This is a genomic window from Streptomyces sp. NPDC057854 (assembly GCF_042797055.1).
Classification (GTDB): domain Bacteria; phylum Actinomycetota; class Actinomycetes; order Streptomycetales; family Streptomycetaceae; genus Streptomyces.
Genome location: NZ_JBHVMF010000001.1, coordinates 194,140 through 212,364, shown reverse-complemented (window position 1 = coordinate 212,364; position 18,225 = coordinate 194,140). Strand labels below are relative to the sequence as shown.

The following is an 18,225-nucleotide window of genomic DNA, read 5'->3' as shown; positions in this document are numbered from 1 at the left end:
ATGCGCCCCGCGAGCACCGCCGCCGACGCGTCGCCCGCCGGCGCCGGCGACGACACCGAGTTCCGGGCCCTCCTCGACCGGCTCTCCGAGAAGGCCACCGCGGACTACTACAACCCCTTCACCACCTTCGACTGGCCGCCCGAGATCCCCGCCGACGGACTCTGGATGTCGCCCGAACTCCTCTCCGTCCACGGCACGGAACTCATGGACGAACTCGGCCCCGACCGGATCCGCGCCCTGAGCCGGTGGGAGAGCGCCAACTTCTACAGCCTCAACGTGCACGGCATCCGGGAACTGCTCATCGAGGTCACCCGGCGCCTCCACACCCCCGGCTTCGAGGTGCCCTCCGAGTTCTTCCACCACTTCGTCGGCGAGGAGAACGACCACATGTGGTTCTTCGCCACCTTCTGCCTCAAGTACGCCAAGATCTACCCCGACCGGACGGTCAGGCTGCCCGAGGCGCCGCGCGACCCGGACGTCGAGAACTTCCTCGTCTTCGCCCGGATCCTCGTCTTCGAGCAGATCGTCGACCACTACAACGTCCACCTGGCCGCCGACGACCGCCTGCACCCCACCATCCGGCACATCAACCGGCTGCACCACCAGGACGAGTCCCGGCACATCGCCTTCGGCACCCGGCTCGTCCGCCTGCTGTGGGAACGCCTGCTCCGGCGCGGCCTCGACGAGACCGGCCGGCAGGTGCTGCGGACGTACCTCGACCGCTACCTCGCCGCCTCCCTCGCCTCCTTCTACAACCCCGCCGTCTACCGCGACGCCGGCCTCCCCGACGCCTTCGCCCTGCGCCGGCGCCTGCTCGCCCACCCCGCCCGGCACGCCGCCCACGAGCGGATCCTCGCCAAGACCACCGGATTCCTCCGCAGGACCGGGGTGTTCGATGCCTGACACCCGGCACGCCACCGCCGCCGCCGCCGGCACCGACGGCTGGTCGGTCCGCGACGGCCTCGCCACCCTCGACGAACCCGCCGTCCTGCTCAAGGAGGCGCTGGACGCGGTCTTCACCCGCTGGGGCGCCGAAGCCGGAGCCCGTCGGCACGGCTACCCGCCGCTGCTGCGCGCCGACGACCTGGCGACCTTCGACTACTTCCGCAACTTCCCCCACCTCGGCAGCCCCGTCACCCGGATCCGCCCCGACCGCCTGGCCGCCGTCGCCGCCGCCCCGGCCGGGCCGCGAGGCGAGCCGCGGGGCCCCGCCGCCCTGCCCGCCTCCGACCTCGCCGACGCCACCCACCTGCTGCCCTCCGCCGCCTGCTACGCCTGCTTCGTCCACCTCACCGGCACCACCGCCGACACCCCCGTGCTCGTCAGCACCGTCGCGCAGTGCTTCCGCCACGAGGACCACCACGACGGACTGCGCAGGCTCTGGGGGTTCACCATGCGGGAGCTGGTGTGCGTCGGCTCCGCCGCGGCCGTCCGCGCCCACCTCGACCGGCACCGGGACCGCGTCCTCGCCTTCGGCACCGCCCTCGGCCTCACCCTGGACCGCCGGCCCGCCACCGACCCCTTCTTCCAGCCGGACGGCTCCCGCGCCGTCCTCCAGCTGCTCGCGCCCGTCAAGGAGGAGTACCTGCACACCGACGGCACCGCGATCGCCTCCACCAACAACCACCGCAACTTCTTCGGCGAACGCCGCGCGATCCGCCACGCGGGCGGCCCCGCCCACTCCGGCTGCGTCGCCTTCGGCCTGGAACGCTGGGTGCACGCGCTGGCACAGCGGTACGAGGGCGACCTCGCCGCCGCACACCGCGCCGTCCGGCGGGCGGGGGAGCGGTCGTGACCCGGCTTGCCGCCCTCCTCGGCCTCGAACTCCCGCTGCTCCAGGCCGGGATGGGCGCCGTCGCCGGGCCCGCCCTGTGCGCCGCCGTGTCCCGGGCCGGCGCCGGCGGCACCCTCGCCCTGTACAAGGAACCGCCCGCGCGCGCCGCCCGCCTCGTCCGGGAGACGGCCGCCGCCGCCGGCGGCCGGCCCTTCGGGGTCAACGTGGTCCCCGAGGTCACCGGCCCGGCCGGCTGCCTCGCCCAGCTCCGCGCCGTCCTCCCCGACCTGCCGCGCAACGCCTTCGTCACCACCTTCGGGCTCCCCGACGCCGACGCCGCCGGCGCCGTACGGGCCGCCGGACTCCCGCTGGTCGTCCAGGTCGGCACCCCCGCCGACGCCGACACCGCGCTCGCCAGAGGCGCCGCCGTCCTCGTCCTCCAGGGCACCGAGGCCGGCGGCCACCTGCTCGGCGGTCTCCCCGCCGGCGCCCTGCTGGCCGCGGTGCGGGCCCGGCACCCGCACGCCGTGCTCGCCGTCGCCGGCGGGACCGCCACCGGCGGCGACCTCGCCGACGCCGTGGCCCGCGGCGCCGACGGCGCCATGGCCGGCACCGCGTTCGTCCCCGCCGAGGAGTCCACCGCCCACCCCGCGTTCAAACGGCGCGTGGTCGAGGCGGCGGCCGACGACACCGTCGTCACCTCCCTCTTCGAGATCGGCTGGCCGCGCCGCCCGCACCGCGTCCTGCGCAACGCCCTCACCACCGCCACGACGCCCCGCCCGGCCGCCTTCATCGCCACCACCCGCGTGGACGGCCGGGGTTACCCCGTCCCGCGCTACAGCGCCGCCGCCCCCGGCGCCGCCACCACCGGACGCGTCGACGAGATGGCCATGTACTGCGGCCGGTCCTGCGCCCGCGTCACCGCGTCGCACCCGGCCGCCGTCACCGTCGCCCGGATCCGCCAGGAGTACGCCCGGGCCCGAGCCCCCCGTGCGGGCGCGGCCCCGCCCCGCACACCCCCAGCGCCGCACCGGAACCCGGAGGCATGACATGGAGGACGTCACCAAGCCGATCGTGGACTGGATCCGCGAACGCAACCCCACGATCGAGTCCGTCCCGGCCGACCTCGACCTGATCGAGAGCCGGCTCATCGACTCGCTCGGCTTCATGGAGTTCGTCCTCCTCCTGGAGGACCTGATCGGCCGGGAACTCCAGCTCGACCAGATCGACGTGAACCACTTCCGCACCCTCCGGTCCCTCACGGACCACTACCTGAAGGGGTGACCCGCCCGTGCCGCCGACCGCGCCGCCCGGCCCCGGCCGGATCACCTCCCTGCACCTCGCCCCGCACCCCGGCGCCCCCACCGTCCGGGTCGCGGAGGCCCTGGCCGTGACCGGCCGCGGCCTCGCCGGGGACCGCAACTACTGGGCGGGCGAAGGCCCCCGGCCCCGCCGCCGGGGCACCGGCCGGGCGTCCGGCGTCTGCGACGTCACGCTCATCGAGGCCGAGGCGCTCGACGCCCTCGCCCGCGAACACGGCATCCCCCTCAGCCCCGCCGAATGCCGCCGCAACCTGGTCTGCCACGGCGTCCGGCTCGCCCCCCTGGTCGGCCGGGAGTTCCGGATCGGCACGGTCCTCCTGCGCGGGCTGAAGCTCAGCGAACCCTGCGCCCGCCTGGAGGAACTGGTCCGCCCGGGCCTGATCCGCGGCCTGCTGCACCGCGGCGGGCTGCGGGCCGAGGTGCTCCGCGGCGGGACCCTCCGGGAGGGCGACCGGATCGAGCCGGCGCCGGCCCCCGCACGTCACGGGACCGCCCGCGGACCGGTGTGACCGCGCCGCGACCGGACCCGTCCCACGTCCACGTCCGGGGGCCCTTGACGGTCCGCCCCGCACCGCGCGGAGGCCGGCCGCCCGGCCCGCGGCCCTGCAGGCAGGAAGACAGCATGGCGATCGAAGACACCGCCCCCGGGCGGGAGAACGGCACACCCGGCCCCGGCGACCGCGCCCGCGCGGACCGGGCGGCCCAGGCCCTCGCCGAGGCCGGAGCGGCCGTCACCGTCCGCCCGCTGGACTGGGGCTTCGCCCTCCGGCTCGACCAGCGGTCCGTCGACCGCCTCGCGCCCCCCGACGGCAGCGGCCCCGCCGACGGGTTCACCGACCTCGTCCGCGACGTCCTCGCGGGCACCCTGCCCGCCGGCACGGCCGCCGCCGTCGCCGCCCGGCTCCCCGGCCGCGCCCACCGGATCCGGGCCACCGCCCGGGGCGCCGGCTGCGAACTGTCCTCGCCGTGGTCCGCGCCCACGCTCCTCGCGCCCCTGCCCCTCGACGCGCCGCCGCACCCGGCCGGCCTCTGGTTCGGCGCCTACGACCCCGGCACCGGCTGGGGCCCCGAACGGCAGTTCACGGCGAGCTACGCCTCCGAGACCCCCGCCCTCGCCGTCTTCCGCGGCGACCTCCACTGCCTCTACCAGGGCCGCGGCGAGGACCCCGAACTGTGGTGGACCGTCCACCCGGCCGACGGCGGCCCGCCCCAGGACCGGCCCCTGCCCGCCCACCACACCCTCGGCAGCCCCGCCCTCGCCGTCCACGACGACCGCCTGTACTGCGCGCACCGCGGCGGCTCGGGCGCCTGGGGCATGGCGCTCACCTCGTACGACGGCGACACCTGGACCCCGGACGTGCCGGTCCCGCACGCCCAGAGCGTGTACGGTCCGGCGCTCGCCGCCTTCGAGGGCGCCCTCCACCTCGCGTACGCCGAGGCCGGCCAGCAGATCATGGTCACCACCAGCCGGGACGGGCGCACCTGGACCGCCCCGGCGCCGGTGCCCGGCTGCGTCACCACGCGGACGCCGGCGCTCGCCGTGTACGACGGGGCCCTGCACCTGCTGCACGGCGACCCCAAGGACGGCGCGATCCACTGGAGCCGGCTGCGCGGCGGCACGTGGACCACCGAAGGCGCGCTGCCCGGACGCCGCACCCGCAGCACCCCCGGCGCGGCCGTCTTCGACGGCCGGCTGGTCCTCGTGCACCGCGACCCCGCGACCCAGCGCCTGTGGTGGTCCTCCTACGACGGCACCGCGTGGAGCGCCGACGCCGTCGTCCCCGGCCACAGCAGCAAGTACGGTGCCGCCCTCGCCGTCCATCGCGACCGGACCGGCACCCGCGACCAGCTCCTGTGCGTCCACCGGGGCCACGCCCAGCGTTTCGTCACCGGGACCGGCGAGGTCCTGACCGACGAGGACCCGGCGGGCCTGCACGAACTCGACGACCCGGACACCGCCTCCGGCTGACGCCCCGTCATCCGGCCGCCGGTGCGGGTCGCTCCTGGCGGAGGGCCCGCCCCGCGCGGTAGCGATGTCCCATGTACTTCGCCGCCGAGACCCTGCTGCCCGTCGACACCCCCGCTCGCCGTGGCCCTCGTGGTGCTGCTGCTGGTCGCCGCCGGCGTCACCGCCGGCTTCCGGCTGTCGCCGGACGGGTCGGCGGGGCGTGCCCGGCAGATCGTCACCGCCGGGCTGCGGGCCGTCGTCCAGCTGGCCGCGGTCTCGGCGCTGATCGGCTGGGCCGTCCACCACACCGCGGCCCTGCTCGGGTTCCTGCTGCTCATGCTCGCCGTCGCGGCCCGGACCGCGGGCCGCCGCGTCACCGGCAACCGCACCTGGTGGTGGGCGGCGCTGCCGATCGCCGTCCCGGTCGTGCCCACCGTGGCCGCGCTCGTCGCGGCCGGGCTGCTGACCGTGCCCGGGATCGCCGTCGTCCCGGTGAGCGGCATCCTCATCGGCGGCGCCATGACCGCGACGGCCCTGGCCGGACGGCGGGCCCTCGACGAGCTGGACCAGCGGCACGGCGAGGTCGAGGCGGGCCTCGCGCTCGGACTGCCCGAGCGCGACGCCCGCCTCGAAGTGGCCCGCGCGGCGGCCTCGGACGCGCTGCTGCCGGCCCTGGACCAGACCCGGACCGTCGGCCTGGTGACCCTGCCGGGCGCCTTCGTCGGCATGCTCCTCGGCGGGGCGTCGCCGCTCACCGCCGGCGCGGTCCAGGTCTTCGTCCTGATCGCGCTCCTCGCGGTCGAGGCGGTCGCCGTCGCCCTCACCCTCGAACTCGCCGCCCGCGGCAGGCTGCACCGCCGCCCCGAGCCCGGCACGGACCGTCAGCGGACGTCGAAGTCCGCGTGAAGGCGCCGCCGGTGGTCCAGCTGCCGCACCGGACCGGTCAGCGTCACCCGGGCGGTCAGCCGGGGATCCGTGCTGGAGGCCGCGAACCGCAGCTCCAGTTCGCCCGGCTCCACGATCCGCGTCCCCGCCCGCCCCGTGAACGCCGCCAGGTCCGCCGGGACCTCCACCGCGATCCGCCGGGCCTCGCCGGGCGCCAGGTCCACCCGTACGTACCCGGCGAGCCGCTGCACCGGCTGCACCACGGACGCCACCGGGTCGTGGAGGTACAGCTGGACCAGCTCGGTGCCCGGGCGCGCGCCCGTGTTCGTCACGGTGAGGGCGAGCCGGACGACGCCGTCCGTGGGGACCTCGTCCTCCGCGACCGCCAGGTCGCTCCACCGGAAGGCGGTGTAGGTGAGCCCGTGCCCGAAGCCGAACGCCGGGGCCGGGTCGATGCTGGACACCTCGCTGCGGTGCCCCAGCCGGGCCGCGAGGTACGTCGACGGCTGGGCGTCCGGGTGCCGCGGCACGCTCACCGGCAGCCGGCCGCTCGGCTCGGTCCGCCCGCTGAGGATCGACGCGAGCGCCGCCGTCCCGGACTCGCCGGGGAAGAACGCCTGGAGGACCGCCGCGGACTCGTCCGCCGCCCGGCCGAGCGCGTACGGCCGCCCCGCCAGCAGGGCCGTCACGACCGGGGTGCCGCTGTCCAGCAGCGCGTCGAGCAGCGCCTGCTGTGCCCCGGGGAGGGCGAGCGACCCGGCGTCGCAGCCCTCGCCGCTGGTCCCGCGCCCGAAGAGGCCGGCGCGGTCGCCGAGCGCCGCCACGACGAGGTCGGCGCCCCGGGCGAGCGCGACGGCGGTGGCGAACCCGCTCGTGTCGCCGTCGTCGACGCCCGTCCCGCGCGCCACGACGATCTCGGCGGCGGGGAACTCGGCCGCCAGCGCCTCGCGCAGCGTCGGCAGCTCGATCCCGGGCGGGGTGCCGGGGTGCTGACCGCCGACGTGCACGGGGAAGGAGTAGCAGCCGAGCACCGCCGTGGGTGCCTCGGCGTTGGGGCCGACGAGGGCGATCCGGCGGGGGACGGCCGGGTCGAGGGGCAGGACGCCGTCGTTGCGGAGCAGGACGACGGCCCGCTCGGCGATCCGGCGGGCCAGCGCGCGGTTGGCCGGCGGGTCCAGCTCCACCGTGCCGCGCAGCCTCTCCGGGTCCGCCGTGGTGTCCGCGTCGCGGAGCACCGGGGGGACGGGACTCCAGTCGGGGTCGAGCAGCCCGAGCCGCACCTTCTGCAGGAGGACCCGCCGCACCGCCCGGTCGACGAGCTCCTCGGCGACCTTCCCCTGCCGGACCGCCTCGGTGAGGGGCGCGCCGAACGTCTTGACCGTGGGGAGCTCGACGTCGACGCCGGCGGCGAGCGCCGCGCCCGCGGCCTCCCCGAACGTGCCGGCAACGCCGTGCAGCGTCTTCAGGAACGCGATGCCGAAGTAGTCGGCGACGACGGTGCCGGTGAAGCCCCAGGTGTCCCGGAGCAGCCCCGTGAGCAGCCGGTCGTCGGCGGCCGACGGCACCCCGTCGGTGTCGGTGTAGGCGTGCATCACCGACCGGACGCCGCTCTCCCGCACCGCCATCTCGAACGGCGGCAGGATCACGTCCGCGCGTTCCCGGGGGCCCATGCCGACCGGCGCGAGGTTGCGGCCCGCGCGGGAGGCCGAGTAGCCGGCGAAGTGCTTGAGGGTGGCGACGACCCCGGCCGACTCCAGGCCCTGGACGTACGCGGTGGCGATCGTCCCGACGAGGTACGGGTCCTCGCCGATGGTCTCCTCGACCCGGCCCCAGCGGGCGTCCCGGACGACGTCGAGGACCGGCGCGAGGCCCTGGTGGACGCCGACCGCGCGCAGGTCGCGGCCGATGGCGGCGGCCATCTCCCGTACCAGCGCGGGGTCGAAGGCGGCCCCCCACGACAGCGGCACGGGATACGCGGTCGCGCCCCAGGCGGCGAAGCCGGCCAGGCACTCCTCGTGGGCGACGGCCGGGATGCCGAAGCGGTTCGCGGCGGCGATCCGCGCCTGGGTCCGCATCAGCGAGAGGGCGCCGAGCGCGGGGTCGACGGGGACGGTGCCGAACGGCCGGGTGAGCTGCCCGAGTCCGTCGGGGAGCAGGGCGTCGAGGTCGGCCGGCTCCTCCATGTCGTGCTGGTGCGGCGCGACCTCGGCGCCCTCGTCGGAGGCGCCGACCCACACCCCGTAGAGCTGGGCCGTCTTCTCCTTCAGGGTCATCGCGCGGAGCAGCGCGTCGACGCGGTCCTCCGCGCTCAGCGCGGGGTCGCGCCAGGCGGGGAGCGGGGCGGGGGGCTGGGTGGCCACGGTTCCGGTCACTTTCCTCCGACTCCCATCAGACCCTGGACCAGGGCGCGACGGGCGAACAGATAGACGATCAGGATGGGGAGCATGGAGAGGACGACGGCGGCGAGGAGGCCGGGGATGTCGACGCCGTGCTCCGTCTGGAAGTCGTAGAGGCCCATGGTGATGACCTTGTTCTCCGACGACTGGGTGAGCACGAGCGGGAACAGGAAGCCGTTCCACGCCTGGAGGGCGGAGAACACCACGACGGTCGAGATGCCGCCCTTCGACAGGGGCAGCACCAGCCGCAGGAAGATCCGCCGGGGCGAGGCCCCGTCGACGGTCATGGCCTCGTACAGCTCGGGCGTGATGTCCCGCATGACGCCGGTGAGGATCAGCGCGCTGACGGGCATCGCGAAGGCGGCCGTCGGCAGGATGACGCCGAGCAGGTTGTCGTAGAGCCCGGCCGCGTCGATCAGGTAGAACATCGGGACGATCACGGCCTGGGACGGGATGGCCAGACCGAGGAGGAAGAGCCGGAACACCCGCCCGGTGGCCTTGCCGTCGGCGCGCACGATGGCGTAAGCGAGGGGCGGGACGAGCAGCAGCACGAGGCCGACCACGCACCCGGTGACGACCACCGTGTTGAGGAAGTACTGCCCGAAGCCGTCGCCGAGGTCGTCGGCGTAGTTGTCGAGGGTGAAGTGGTCCGGGAAGGCGAGCGGTCCGTTGCGCGCGTAGTCGGCGCGGGTCTGGAAGGTGGCGACCAGCATCACGTACAGCGGCAGGCCGACGACGAACAGCCAGACCAGCGAGCCGAATCCGGCGAGGTAGTTGGGGCGCTTGCGCATCACACGCCCTCCATGGTGCTGCGCATCTTGTCGTAGCCGCTCAGGCGCACCATGACGAGGGACACCAGGGTGGCGACGAGGACCAGGAGCAGTGCGATCGCGGACGCGGCGCCGAAGTCGAAGCTCTTGAACGCCTTCTGGTACATGTAGTAGGCGCTGTTCGTGGTGTCGGTGCCGGGGCCGCCCTGGGTGAGGATCAGGATGGTGTCGAAGGTGGTGAGCCCGCCGACGACCATGAGGATCATCGAGGTGACGGTGGTGTTGCGCAGCTGCGGCAGGGTGATGTGGAAGAACTGGCGGACCCGGCCGGCGCCGTCGATCTCCGCCGCCTGGTAGAGCACCGGGGGGATGGTGCGCGCGGCGCCCTGGTAGATCAGCGTGTGCAGGGGGGTGAACTGCCAGGTGCTGACGAGGACGAGGACGCCGAGGGCGCCGGTCCGGCTGCCGAGCAGGTTGCCGTCGCCGAAGAGCCAGGCCGCCTGCGACGGGACGCCGAAGTTGGGGTCGAGGACGGCGCGCCACAGGACGGAGACGGCGGTGACGGAGAGCAGCAGAGGGACGAAGTAGACGGCGGAGAGGACGGCCCGGTTGCGCTGCCGTCCGGCGGCCCAGACGCCGAGCAGGATGCTGAGCGGCGTCTGGACGACGACGCCGAGGACGGTGAGGAGCAGGCTCAGCCAGAGGCTCTGCACCAGGACGGGGTCGTCGAGCAGCGCGCTCCAGTTGTCCAGGCCGGCGAAGGCGGGGGAGCCGAGGCCGTTCCAGCGGGTGAAGGAGAGGACGACGACCAGGGCGAGCGGGACGAGGGCGAACAGGCCGAAGAAGACGGCGGCGGGCGCCGCCCAGGCGAAGCCCGGGCGGCCCGCGCCGGTCGCGGGGCGGTCGCGCCGGCCGCGCCGGGCGGTCGTCGCGGCCGGCTCCGCCGCGGAGGCGGTGGCAGTGGTCATGGCAGGCGTTCCGGAGGTCGGGCCGCGGGTCACGCCGCGGGCAGGCTCTGCATGGCGGCGATGAAGGCGTCGGCGTCGGTCCGGCCGTTGAAGAACTGCTGGACGGCCTGGTGGATGGTGGTGGTGGCGGCCGGGGGGTACGCCTGGTCCCAGGAGAGCTGGAAGGCGGGTGCCTTCTTCACCAGGTCGTACTGGTACGCCGAGTAGGCCGGGTTCGCCGACGTGTCCAGGAACTTCGGGGTGTTGGTGGTCGTGGGCAGGTTGCCGATGCCCAGCTGGCCCTTCACGAACTCGTCCGAGTACATGAGCTTCAGGAACTCCGCCACGGCCTCGGGGTGTGCGGTCTTCTTCAGGACCGAGTAGTAGTTGTTGGTGTTGCCGGCGAGGTTGGCCGGGTCGCCCTTGCCGCCTTCGACGGTCGGGAAGGTGCCGTAGCCGAGGTCGCTCTTCACGAAGTCCGGGTAGGCGTCCTGGAGGGTCGAGTACTCCCAGGAGCCCATGAGTTCGAAGGCGGCCTTGCCGGTGGCGAGGAGGGCGGGCGAACCGCCGTCGGTGAACTTCACCGAGTCGTAGTTGGTGCCGAAGGCGCCGGCGTCGATCAGCTCGCGCAGCATGCCGAGGGCCTTCCGGCTGTCCTCGCTCGCCCAGACGCTCGTGTCGCCGCTCACCGCCTTCTGGAAGTGCTCGGGTCCGGCGACCCGGTCGTAGAGGTACTGGAACCACATCTGGGTCGGCCACCGGTCGCCGCCGCCCAGCGCGATCGGCGTGACGCCCTTGGCCTTGAGGGTCTTGACGGCGGCCAGGAGCTCGTCCCAGGTGCGCGGCGCGGTCACGCCCGCGTCGGCCAGGACCTTCTTGTTGCTGAACAGCAGGACGGGCTGGGTGCCGCGCATGGGGACGCCGTACGGCTTGCCGTCGACGACCGCGGTGTTGAAGACCGACGGCAGGAAGTTCGCCTTCAGGCCGGGGTCCTTGGCGATGAAGTCGTCGAGCGGCATGAGGAGGCCGGCGTCGACGAACGGCTTGATGCTGCCGCCGCCCCAGTTGAAGAAGACGTCCGGGGCCCGGTCGCCGCTGATGATCGTCTGGAGCTTGGACTGGTAGTCGGCGCCGGGGATGGTGTCCAGGACCGCCTTGACCTTCGAGGTCTTGTTGAAGGTGTCGACGAGCTGCTTCTCCACCTTGTTGGTGGCGTCGCCGTACACCAGGACGCGGATCGTGCCCTCGCCGCCGCCGGCGGAGTCGCCGGATCCGCCGCAGGCCGCCAGGGAGACGGTCATCGCCAGCGAGGCCCCGCCGACGACGGCGGTTCTGAGGAGCCGTACGGGCCGCTTCATCGCTCCACCTTTCGAAAGAGTTTCGGGACTGTTTCCGAAACTTCATGTGGCGGGACGCTAGGTGGGCCCGGCGTACGGGTCAACCCTCCGGTCGCCCGTTATCGAAGCGTGACCATCCGGAGGCCTGGAGAGGTGCCTTATGCTGCGGGGATGCGAAACGACGAGGAGAACCGGCGCATCACGCTGGCGGAGGTGGCGGAGCAGGCCGGCGTGTCCCTTTCGACAGTTTCGAAAGTCCTCAACGGCCGGCAGGACGTCTCCGCGACCACCCGCGGCAGGGTCGAACGGCTCCTCGAAGCGCACTCCTACCGGCGGACCACCCGCGCCGCCCGCGAGGCGCCCCTCATCGAACTCGTCTTCCACGAGCTCGACAGCGTGTGGGCGATGGAGCTGATCCGCGGCGTGGAGAACCTCGCCAAGGTCCACCAGGCGAGCGTCGTCCTCACCGAGAGCGGCACCCGGCACGCCCCCGCCCCGGACTGGATCGAAGGCGTCCTCCAGCGCCGCCCCATCGGCGTCGTCCTCGTCTTCTCCTCCCTCCCCGACGCCGTCAAACGCCAGCTCGACGCCCGGTCCATCCCCTTCGTCATCGTCGACCCGGCGGGCGACCCCGAACCGGACGTGCCGTCCGTCGGCTCCGCGAACTGGTCCGGCGGCGTCGCCGCCACCCGCCACCTCATCGACCTCGGACACCGCCGCATCGGCATCGTCACCGGCCCCGAGGACATGCTCTGCTCCCTCGCGCGCCTCGACGGCTACCGCTCCGCCCTCAACATGGCCGGCCTCGCCCACGACGACGCCCTCGTCCGCTTCGGCGACTTCCACGTCGAGGGCGGCTACGAGCGGGCCATGGAGCTGCTGCGGCTGCCCGACCGCCCCACCGCCGTCTTCGCCGGCAGCGACCTCCAGGCCCTCGGCGTCATGGAGGCCGCCCGCGTCTGCGGACTGCGCGTGCCCGAGGACCTGTCCGTCGTCGGCTACGACGACGTGATGATCGCCCGCTGGTCCAGCCCGCCCCTCACCACGATCCACCAGCCGCTGCGCGCGATGGGCGAGGAGGCCGTGCAGATGCTGCTCCGGCTGCGCGCCGGCGAACCCGCCGTCACCCGCCTGGAACTCGCGACCAGCCTCGTCGTCCGCAAGAGCACCGCCCCGCCGCCGGACGGGCCCTGACCCGGGCAACCGTCGCGGCCCGTCCCCGCGTCTAGGATGTCGGCCGCGCGGGGGACGTCACATCGGGTCGACGCCACGCGCGGTCGCGACTCACGTCCCACGGGGGGAACTTCGGTGTTCGGAATCATCAGGCCGTGCCGTCATCGGCTCGGCGAGGGGCTGCGGACCGAGTGGATGGCGCACCTCTGCGGACTCTGCCTCGCCCTGCGCGGCGAGTACGGGCAGTTCGCCCGGGTGGCCACCAACTATGACGGCCTCATCGTGTCCGTGCTGACCGAGGCCCAGTCCGAGCGGACCGGCGACTGGCGCCGCGGCGCCGGGCCGTGCCCGCTGCGCGGGATGCGGTCCGCCGACGTGGCGCAGGGCGAGGGCGCGCGGCTCGCCGCGACGGTGTCGCTCGTGCTGGCCGCCGCGAAGATACGCGACCACGTCGCCGACGGCGACGGCCTGGTGGCGCGCCGCCCGGTGGCGCTGGCCGCCCGCCGCATCGCCCGCGGCTGGGACCGCGCGGGCGCGGCCGGCGGCGAACGGCTCGGCTTCGACACCGCGGTGCTCCTGGACGCGGTCGGCCGCCAGCCGGAGATCGAGCGGGCGACCGGCCCGGGCGGCTCGCTGCTCGCGGTCACCGAACCCACGGAGACCGCGACGGCGGCGGCCTTCGCCCACACCGCCGTCCTCACCGCCCGCCCCGGCAACGCCGAACCGCTCGCGGAGGCCGGCCGCCTCTTCGGCCGCCTCGCCCATCTCCTCGACGCCGTCGAGGACCTGGACGCCGACCGGGCGGCCGGCGCGTGGAACCCGATCACGGTGACCGGCGCGAGCCGGGCCGAGGTGCGCCGGCTGTGCGACGACGCCGTCCACGGCATCCGGCTCGCCCTGGCGGACGCCGACTTCGTCGACGACCGGCTCGTCCGGGCCCTGCTCGGCGTCGAACTGGAGCGCGCCGTCGACCGCGCTTTCGACCACCGGCACCGCCACCACCAGCACCGCCGCCCCGCCCCCGGCCCGCGCATGCTGCCCTGGCTGGGACGCCGGCCGGCGGCACCGGCACCCACGGGGGCCGGCGCCGACGCGGCCTGCGGCGTCGGCGCGCTCACGGGCGCGGCGCCGGAGGGCGCGGACCGGTCCGGCCGGCCGCCGGAGGAGGAGTGCCGGCGCTGTCGCCACTGGCGCCGGCTCTGCCCCGACTGCCGGCTGTGCCACGACTGCTGCCGCTGCGACGACGACCTGGGCGAGGACGAGCCCCTCGACACCGGCAGCGGCGAGGGCGGGTCGGGCGGCGACGGCTGGTTCGGCGGCGGAAACGGCTCCGGGGGCTCGGGCGGTTCCGGTGGCGGCGGCTTCGGCGGTTCGGGAGGATCCGGCAGGTCGGGAGGCTCCGGCGGTTCGGGAGGCTCCGACGGATGCGGCTCGGGCGACGGCTGCTGCAACCCCTGCAAGTGCTGCGACTGCTGCGACTGACTCCCGCCAGACCCAGCCCGGCCCCGTCTAGCCCCGCCCGCCGTCCGCCGGGTGCCCGTGGTCCTCGGCGTACGCGGCGAACACCCGCTCCGTGCCCCCGCCGGTGCGCAGGAAGCGTGCGTCCAGGACGGCCGCCAGGTCGTCCAGGGCCCGGCGCAGCACGGAGGCGGAGAGCCGGACGTCCGGGTGGCCGGCCTCGCCGGCGCGGTCGGCGAGGCCGAGGACGTAGCCGAGCTGACGGGCGAGCGACGTGTCCTCGTCGGCGTCGTGGAAGTAGTACGACTCGGCGTACTGCATGAAGTCCACCGTCGTCGTGGCCAGGGCGGCGGCGAGCCCGTCGAGGAGCGCCGCCCCGCCGGCGGAGTCCAGCGCCCCCTCGCCGATCCGGCTGCCGCGCACGTGCGACAGCCGCAGCGCCAGCGCCCGGCGTCGGGCCAGCGCCGGGTACACGCCGAGCAGCCACGCGACGGTGGCCGACAGCAGCACGAAACCCACCACCGCCTCCAGCGGGGCGAACACCCGCAGCCACCCGGCCTTCGGCGCGATGTCCCCGAGACCCAGGGTCGCCAGATTGACCAGGGAGACGTACAGGGCGTCCACCGGTCCGGCGTGGTCCGGCGGCCTGAGCCCGGTCGCGTACGAGAAGGCGTCCGGCATATGGGGCCAGTAGACGAGCGCCCACCCGACCGCGACCGTCAGCGCCCACGCGGCCAGCACCGCGATCATCCCGAGCGGCCCTGCCAGACCGGCGGGCCGCCACCGTGCGCCCCGGTGGGCCGACAGGCGCCACACCGCCCGCATCACCAGCCGGCTCAGCCCGCCGTGCCGGGTCGGGTGCCACAGCGTGTGGAACACGTCCCGGAGGACGAACAGCACCAGCAGCGCCCCGAGCGGCGTCACGATCCAGGCCATTCCGGCACCCCTCCCGTCCCTGCGGACCCGCTCCCCGGCGGTTCCGGCATGTCTCGAGCATGCGCGGCCGGAGGCCGGCCCGCACGGGGACGGCCCGCCGCGCCGGTGTCCGGCGCCCCGGTCGCGGTGGGACACTGACGGTGTGCGCATCGTGATGATGACGGCGGGGTCGCGGGGCGACGTGGCGCCGTACACGGGTCTGGGGGCCGGGCTGGTGCGGGCCGGGCACGAGGTGACGCTGGCGACGCACGGCGTGTTCGCGCCGCTGGTCGCGGGGTCGGGGGTACGGTTCCGGCCCCTGCCGGTGGACCCGCGCGCCGAACTGCACTCGGCGCGCGGACGGCGCCTGCACGACGCGCGCACCGGCGCCGGGAAGCTCGTACGGCTGGCCGCGATGGCGCGGGGCGCGGCCGACGAGATGACGGCGGCCGTCGTGGCCGCGGCGCGGGACGCCGACGTCCTGCTGGTCGGCGGGTCGCTGGGGCCGCTCGGATACGCCCTCGCCGAGGGGCTGGCGGTGCCGGCGCTGGGGCTGCACCTCCAGCCGCTGCACCCGACGCGCGCGTTCCCCGCGCCGGTCCTCGGCACCCGTCCGCTCGGCCCCCTGGGGAACCGGCTCAGCGGGCGGGCGGTCATGGCGTCGGTCGACCTGATGTTCTTCGACACCGTCCGGTCGCTGCGGCGGCGGCACGGTCTCGTTGCGGCGCGCCGGTCCCGGCGCCCGAGGCCGGTGCTGCACGGCTTCAGCGAGCTCGTCGTGCCCCGGCCTTCGGACTGGCCGGGCGAGCTGGAGGTGGCCGGGTACTGGTGGCCGCACGAGACCGGGCGGCTCTCCCCGGAGCTGGAGGACTTCCTGGACGCCGGGCCCCCGCCGGTCTTCGTGGGCCTGGGGAGCGCCACCGTCCCCGATCCGGAGCGGGTCAGCGGCGAGATCGTCGCCGCGCTGCGGGCGGCGAAGGTGCGCGGCGTCGTCCAGCGCGGCTGGGCGGGGCTCGGCGTCCGCGACGGCGACGACGTGCTGACGGTCGGCGAGGTGCCGCACTCCCTGCTGTTCCCCCGTACGGCGGCGGTCGTCCACCACGCGGGGGCGGGCACGACCGGCGCCGCCCTGCGGGCCGGCGTGCCGTCGGTACCGGTGCCGGTCCAGTTCGACGCGGCGTTCTGGGCGTCCCGGCTGACCGCCCTCGGCATCGCCCCGGGGGCGGTGCCGCTGCGCCGTCTCACCGCCCCGGCCCTGGCCGAGGGCCTGCGCAGGGCGACGGGGGACGGTTCCCACCGGGCGCGCGCCCGCGCGCTCGCCGGCCGGCTGGCGGCGGAGGACGGCGTCGCCCCGGTCCTCGCGGCGATCGACCGGCTGGCCCGCTGACCGCGGGCCGGCCGGCTCCCGGTGGCGGCGGTGCGGGCGTCAGCGCCCGAGCTGTCCGTCGAGCCAGGTGAGGACGTCGGGGGTGACGGGGTCGGTGATGTCCGCGAACTCCTCGTGCTTCTTCAGGAACTTGGCGACGTACGGGCACACCGGCACGATCCGCAGGCCCGCGGCCCGCACGTCGTTCAGCGCCTGCTCGACCAGGATCCCCGCCAGCCCCTGGCCGGCGAAGGCGTCGTCGACCTCGGTGTGGAAGAAGACCCGCCGGTCGTCGCGGTCGCGGTACGCGGTGAGGCCCGCGCGCTGGTCGCCGACGAGGATCTCGTAGCGGTGGCGGGCGTCGACGCGGCGGACGACGGGGGCGGGGGCGTTCTGCTCGCTCATGGGGGTCCTTCCGGGGGTCGGGGTCGTGCGGGGCTCAGCGGGGGGCGGGGTTCCGGCGGGGCATGATGACGGCGTTCGGCAGGGCGGGCGCGGGGAGGCGGTCGCCGGGGTAGCCGGTCACCGCGCCGAAGCGCTCGGAGGCACGCTCCCACTCCTCCCGCGCCTCCACGATGTCCTGGTGGCTGCGGCCGATGAAGTTCCACCACATGACGATCTCCTCCTCGAACGGGGGGCCGCCCAGGAGGACCGTGCGGGCGGGGCGGTCGGAGGCGTTGGCGAGGGTGAGCGCAGTGCGGCCGGGCGCGGCGTACCCGAGCTCGGCGGGCTTGAGGACGGTGCCGTCGAGGCTGACGTCGCCCTCGTCGACGAGCAGCCCGTGCTCGTAGGCGGGGTCGACGTCCAGGGTGACGGTCGCCCCCGCGTCGATCAGGATCTCGGCGCCGAGCAGCGGGGTGAAGGTGGTGACGGGCGAGGTGGCGCCGGCGAGGGTGCCGAGGAAGACCCGCAGCTCCGCCCCGTCCACCCGGAACGCCCGCGGGGCGTGGTGCTGGAAGGCGCGCGGGGCGTGGCGGTGCGCGTCGGGCAGCGCGACCCACAGCTGCACGCCGTGCAGGACGGTGGTGCCGGGCGTGGAGACCTCGCTGTGGCTGATGCCGTGGCCGCCGGTCATGAGGTTGATTTCGCCGGGGCGGACGTAGGCGTGGGTGCCGAGGCTGTCGCGGTGCTCGATCTCGCCGCTGAACAGCCAGCTGACGGTCTGGAGCCCGGTGTGCGGGTGCGGGGCGACGTCCATGCCGCCGGACTCGGCGACCGGGTCGGGGCCGTAGTGGTCGGCGAAGCACCAGGCGCCGATGAAGGTGCGGGCCCGCTGCGGCAGCGTGCGCCGTACGGTCATCGCCCGCGGCCCGCCCAGCGGGACGTCCCGCGCGGTCAGGACCTCGATCTCCGTGTCGCCGCTCATCGCCGATCCCTTCCCCGAAGAGTTAGTTCTACGTTCAACAATCATGGAGGATCATGAACGGGAAGGCAAGCGGTGAGCGGCTACGCGTCCGTGGCGCGGCGCGGGGGCTTCACCGCCTCCACCGCCTCGACCAGCGACGCCAGCTCCGGATGCGCGGCGGCCTGGTCCAGTGCCTCCCGCAGCGCGGCGTCGTTCGTCGGCCGGGCCTCCTCCAGGAGCTTCAGGCCGCTCTCGGTGACGTCGGTGTAGATGCCGCGGCGGTCGGTCGGGCAGAGGTAGCGGGACAGCAGTCCGCGGTCCTCCAGCCGGCTGACCAGGCGGGTGGTCGCGCTCTGGCTGAGCACCACCGCGTCGGCGACCTGCTTCATCTGGAGGTGGCCGCCCTCGCCGTCGTGCTGCCGGCTCAGCACGTCGAGCAGCGAGTACTCCCGCACGCTCAGGTCGTGCCGGGATTGGAGGGCCCGTTCGATGTGCGCCTCGATCCTGCCGTGCAGGAGGGACAGGGCGCCCCATCCGCTGGCGAGGGCCGTGAGCGCGGGATCCGTGGCGGTCATGGGGTCCGTGTCTC

At 75.1% G+C, this 18,225-nt stretch carries 18 protein-coding genes; 10 read left to right on the top strand and 8 right to left on the bottom strand.

All coding sequences use genetic code 11. From position 1 onward, the window contains the following. The 7 genes from ACFVQZ_RS00955 (at position 1) to ACFVQZ_RS00925 (ending at position 5,950) form a co-directional block, all read left to right on the top strand. Positions 1-903, top strand: coding sequence for a diiron oxygenase (locus ACFVQZ_RS00955; RefSeq protein WP_383618577.1), 903 nt, complete (start codon positions 1-3; stop codon positions 901-903). Continuing rightward, entirely contained in the window at positions 896-1,795 is a 900-nt protein-coding gene (locus ACFVQZ_RS00950; RefSeq protein ID WP_383618576.1) for a hypothetical protein, read from the top strand. The genes ACFVQZ_RS00955 and ACFVQZ_RS00950 overlap by 8 nt, the downstream gene beginning before the upstream one ends. Next, positions 1,792-2,823, top strand: coding sequence for an NAD(P)H-dependent flavin oxidoreductase (locus ACFVQZ_RS00945; protein WP_383618575.1), 1,032 nt, complete (start codon positions 1,792-1,794; stop codon positions 2,821-2,823). Before ACFVQZ_RS00950 ends, ACFVQZ_RS00945 begins: the two co-directional genes overlap by 4 nt. Before the next feature lies 1 nt (position 2,824). Continuing rightward, positions 2,825-3,058, top strand: coding sequence for an acyl carrier protein (locus ACFVQZ_RS00940; RefSeq protein WP_383618574.1), 234 nt, complete (start codon positions 2,825-2,827; stop codon positions 3,056-3,058). 7 nt (positions 3,059-3,065) lie between these two features. Further along, positions 3,066-3,605 carry an MOSC domain-containing protein gene (locus ACFVQZ_RS00935; RefSeq protein ID WP_383618573.1) on the top strand — a complete coding sequence of 180 codons (540 nt, stop codon included), beginning with the start codon at positions 3,066-3,068 and terminating at the stop codon, positions 3,603-3,605. A gap of 113 nt (positions 3,606-3,718) precedes the next feature. Continuing rightward, on the top strand, positions 3,719-5,065 hold the full coding sequence (locus tag ACFVQZ_RS00930; RefSeq protein ID WP_383618572.1) for a sialidase family protein: 1,347 nt from the start codon (positions 3,719-3,721) through the stop codon (positions 5,063-5,065). Positions 5,066-5,185: 120 nt separating this feature from the next. Next, a complete protein-coding gene (locus ACFVQZ_RS00925; RefSeq protein ID WP_383618571.1) occupies positions 5,186-5,950 on the top strand; it encodes an ABC transporter permease in 765 nt (254 codons plus the stop codon). On the opposite strand, the gene ACFVQZ_RS00920 is transcribed toward ACFVQZ_RS00925, so the two are convergent. From ACFVQZ_RS00920 to ACFVQZ_RS00905, 4 genes are read right to left on the bottom strand one after another with little or no spacing between them, the layout of a single operon-like run. Next, positions 5,926-8,289 (bottom strand): beta-glucosidase, encoded by a 2,364-nt coding sequence (locus tag ACFVQZ_RS00920; RefSeq protein WP_383618570.1) that lies wholly within the window; start codon positions 8,287-8,289, stop codon positions 5,926-5,928. The two genes, ACFVQZ_RS00925 and ACFVQZ_RS00920, sit on opposite strands and share 25 nt — an antisense overlap. A gap of 8 nt (positions 8,290-8,297) precedes the next feature. Then, positions 8,298-9,116, bottom strand: coding sequence for a carbohydrate ABC transporter permease (locus ACFVQZ_RS00915; protein WP_383618569.1), 819 nt, complete (start codon positions 9,114-9,116; stop codon positions 8,298-8,300). Further along, positions 9,116-10,063 (bottom strand): carbohydrate ABC transporter permease, encoded by a 948-nt coding sequence (locus ACFVQZ_RS00910; RefSeq protein WP_383618568.1) that lies wholly within the window; start codon positions 10,061-10,063, stop codon positions 9,116-9,118. The genes ACFVQZ_RS00915 and ACFVQZ_RS00910 overlap by 1 nt, the downstream gene beginning before the upstream one ends. Positions 10,064-10,092: 29 nt before the next feature. Beyond that, positions 10,093-11,400 (bottom strand): extracellular solute-binding protein, encoded by a 1,308-nt coding sequence (locus ACFVQZ_RS00905; protein ID WP_030493219.1) that lies wholly within the window; start codon positions 11,398-11,400, stop codon positions 10,093-10,095. Between the two features lie 150 nt (positions 11,401-11,550). Between ACFVQZ_RS00905 and ACFVQZ_RS00900 the strand changes: the two genes are divergently transcribed. Further along, on the top strand, positions 11,551-12,573 hold the full coding sequence (locus ACFVQZ_RS00900; protein ID WP_383618567.1) for a LacI family DNA-binding transcriptional regulator: 1,023 nt from the start codon (positions 11,551-11,553) through the stop codon (positions 12,571-12,573). Positions 12,574-12,687: 114 nt separating this feature from the next. After that, positions 12,688-14,034: a DUF5685 family protein gene (locus ACFVQZ_RS00895; protein ID WP_383618566.1), complete on the top strand. Its 1,347-nt coding sequence runs from the start codon at positions 12,688-12,690 to the stop codon at positions 14,032-14,034. A gap of 27 nt (positions 14,035-14,061) precedes the next feature. Here ACFVQZ_RS00895 and ACFVQZ_RS00890 read toward each other — a convergent pair whose 3' ends face one another. Next, a complete protein-coding gene (locus ACFVQZ_RS00890; protein WP_383618565.1) occupies positions 14,062-14,946 on the bottom strand; it encodes a potassium channel family protein in 885 nt (294 codons plus the stop codon). Between the two features lie 157 nt (positions 14,947-15,103). On the opposite strand from ACFVQZ_RS00890, the gene ACFVQZ_RS00885 reads away from it, so the two are divergent. After that, entirely contained in the window at positions 15,104-16,312 is a 1,209-nt protein-coding gene (locus tag ACFVQZ_RS00885) for a glycosyltransferase (RefSeq protein ID WP_383619515.1), read from the top strand. 39 nt (positions 16,313-16,351) lie between these two features. Here the strand turns inward: ACFVQZ_RS00885 and ACFVQZ_RS00880 are convergent, their stop codons facing one another. The 3 genes from ACFVQZ_RS00880 to ACFVQZ_RS00870 form a co-directional block, all read right to left on the bottom strand. Continuing rightward, entirely contained in the window at positions 16,352-16,696 is a 345-nt protein-coding gene (locus tag ACFVQZ_RS00880; RefSeq protein WP_030493224.1) for a GNAT family N-acetyltransferase, read from the bottom strand. A gap of 34 nt (positions 16,697-16,730) precedes the next feature. Then, positions 16,731-17,657, bottom strand: coding sequence for a pirin family protein (locus ACFVQZ_RS00875; RefSeq protein ID WP_383618564.1), 927 nt, complete (start codon positions 17,655-17,657; stop codon positions 16,731-16,733). Between the two features lie 80 nt (positions 17,658-17,737). Then, positions 17,738-18,211, bottom strand: a complete 474-nt coding sequence (locus ACFVQZ_RS00870) for a MarR family transcriptional regulator (RefSeq protein ID WP_030493226.1) — start codon at positions 18,209-18,211, stop codon at positions 17,738-17,740. Between the last annotated feature and the right edge of the window lie 14 nt (positions 18,212-18,225).

Bases quoted from the DNA above. Each gene is read 5' to 3' on its own strand.
- ACFVQZ_RS00955 (WP_383618577.1), top strand. From the start codon at position 1: ATGCGCCCCGCGAGCACCGCCGCCGACGCGTCGCCCGCCGGCGCCGGC.
- ACFVQZ_RS00950 (WP_383618576.1), top strand. From the start codon at position 896: ATGCCTGACACCCGGCACGCCACCGCCGCCGCCGCCGGCACCGACGGC.
- ACFVQZ_RS00940 (WP_383618574.1), top strand. From the start codon at position 2,825: ATGGAGGACGTCACCAAGCCGATCGTGGACTGGATCCGCGAACGCAAC.
- ACFVQZ_RS00930 (WP_383618572.1), top strand. From the start codon at position 3,719: ATGGCGATCGAAGACACCGCCCCCGGGCGGGAGAACGGCACACCCGGC.
- ACFVQZ_RS00915 (WP_383618569.1), bottom strand. From the start codon at position 9,116: ATGCGCAAGCGCCCCAACTACCTCGCCGGATTCGGCTCGCTGGTCTGG.
- ACFVQZ_RS00910 (WP_383618568.1), bottom strand. From the start codon at position 10,063: ATGACCACTGCCACCGCCTCCGCGGCGGAGCCGGCCGCGACGACCGCC.
- ACFVQZ_RS00905 (WP_030493219.1), bottom strand. From the start codon at position 11,400: ATGAAGCGGCCCGTACGGCTCCTCAGAACCGCCGTCGTCGGCGGGGCC.
- ACFVQZ_RS00900 (WP_383618567.1), top strand. From the start codon at position 11,551: ATGCGAAACGACGAGGAGAACCGGCGCATCACGCTGGCGGAGGTGGCG.
- ACFVQZ_RS00890 (WP_383618565.1), bottom strand. From the start codon at position 14,946: ATGGCCTGGATCGTGACGCCGCTCGGGGCGCTGCTGGTGCTGTTCGTC.
- ACFVQZ_RS00885 (WP_383619515.1), top strand. From the start codon at position 15,104: ATGACGGCGGGGTCGCGGGGCGACGTGGCGCCGTACACGGGTCTGGGG.
- ACFVQZ_RS00880 (WP_030493224.1), bottom strand. From the start codon at position 16,696: ATGAGCGAGCAGAACGCCCCCGCCCCCGTCGTCCGCCGCGTCGACGCC.
- ACFVQZ_RS00875 (WP_383618564.1), bottom strand. From the start codon at position 17,657: ATGAGCGGCGACACGGAGATCGAGGTCCTGACCGCGCGGGACGTCCCG.
- ACFVQZ_RS00870 (WP_030493226.1), bottom strand. From the start codon at position 18,211: ATGACCGCCACGGATCCCGCGCTCACGGCCCTCGCCAGCGGATGGGGC.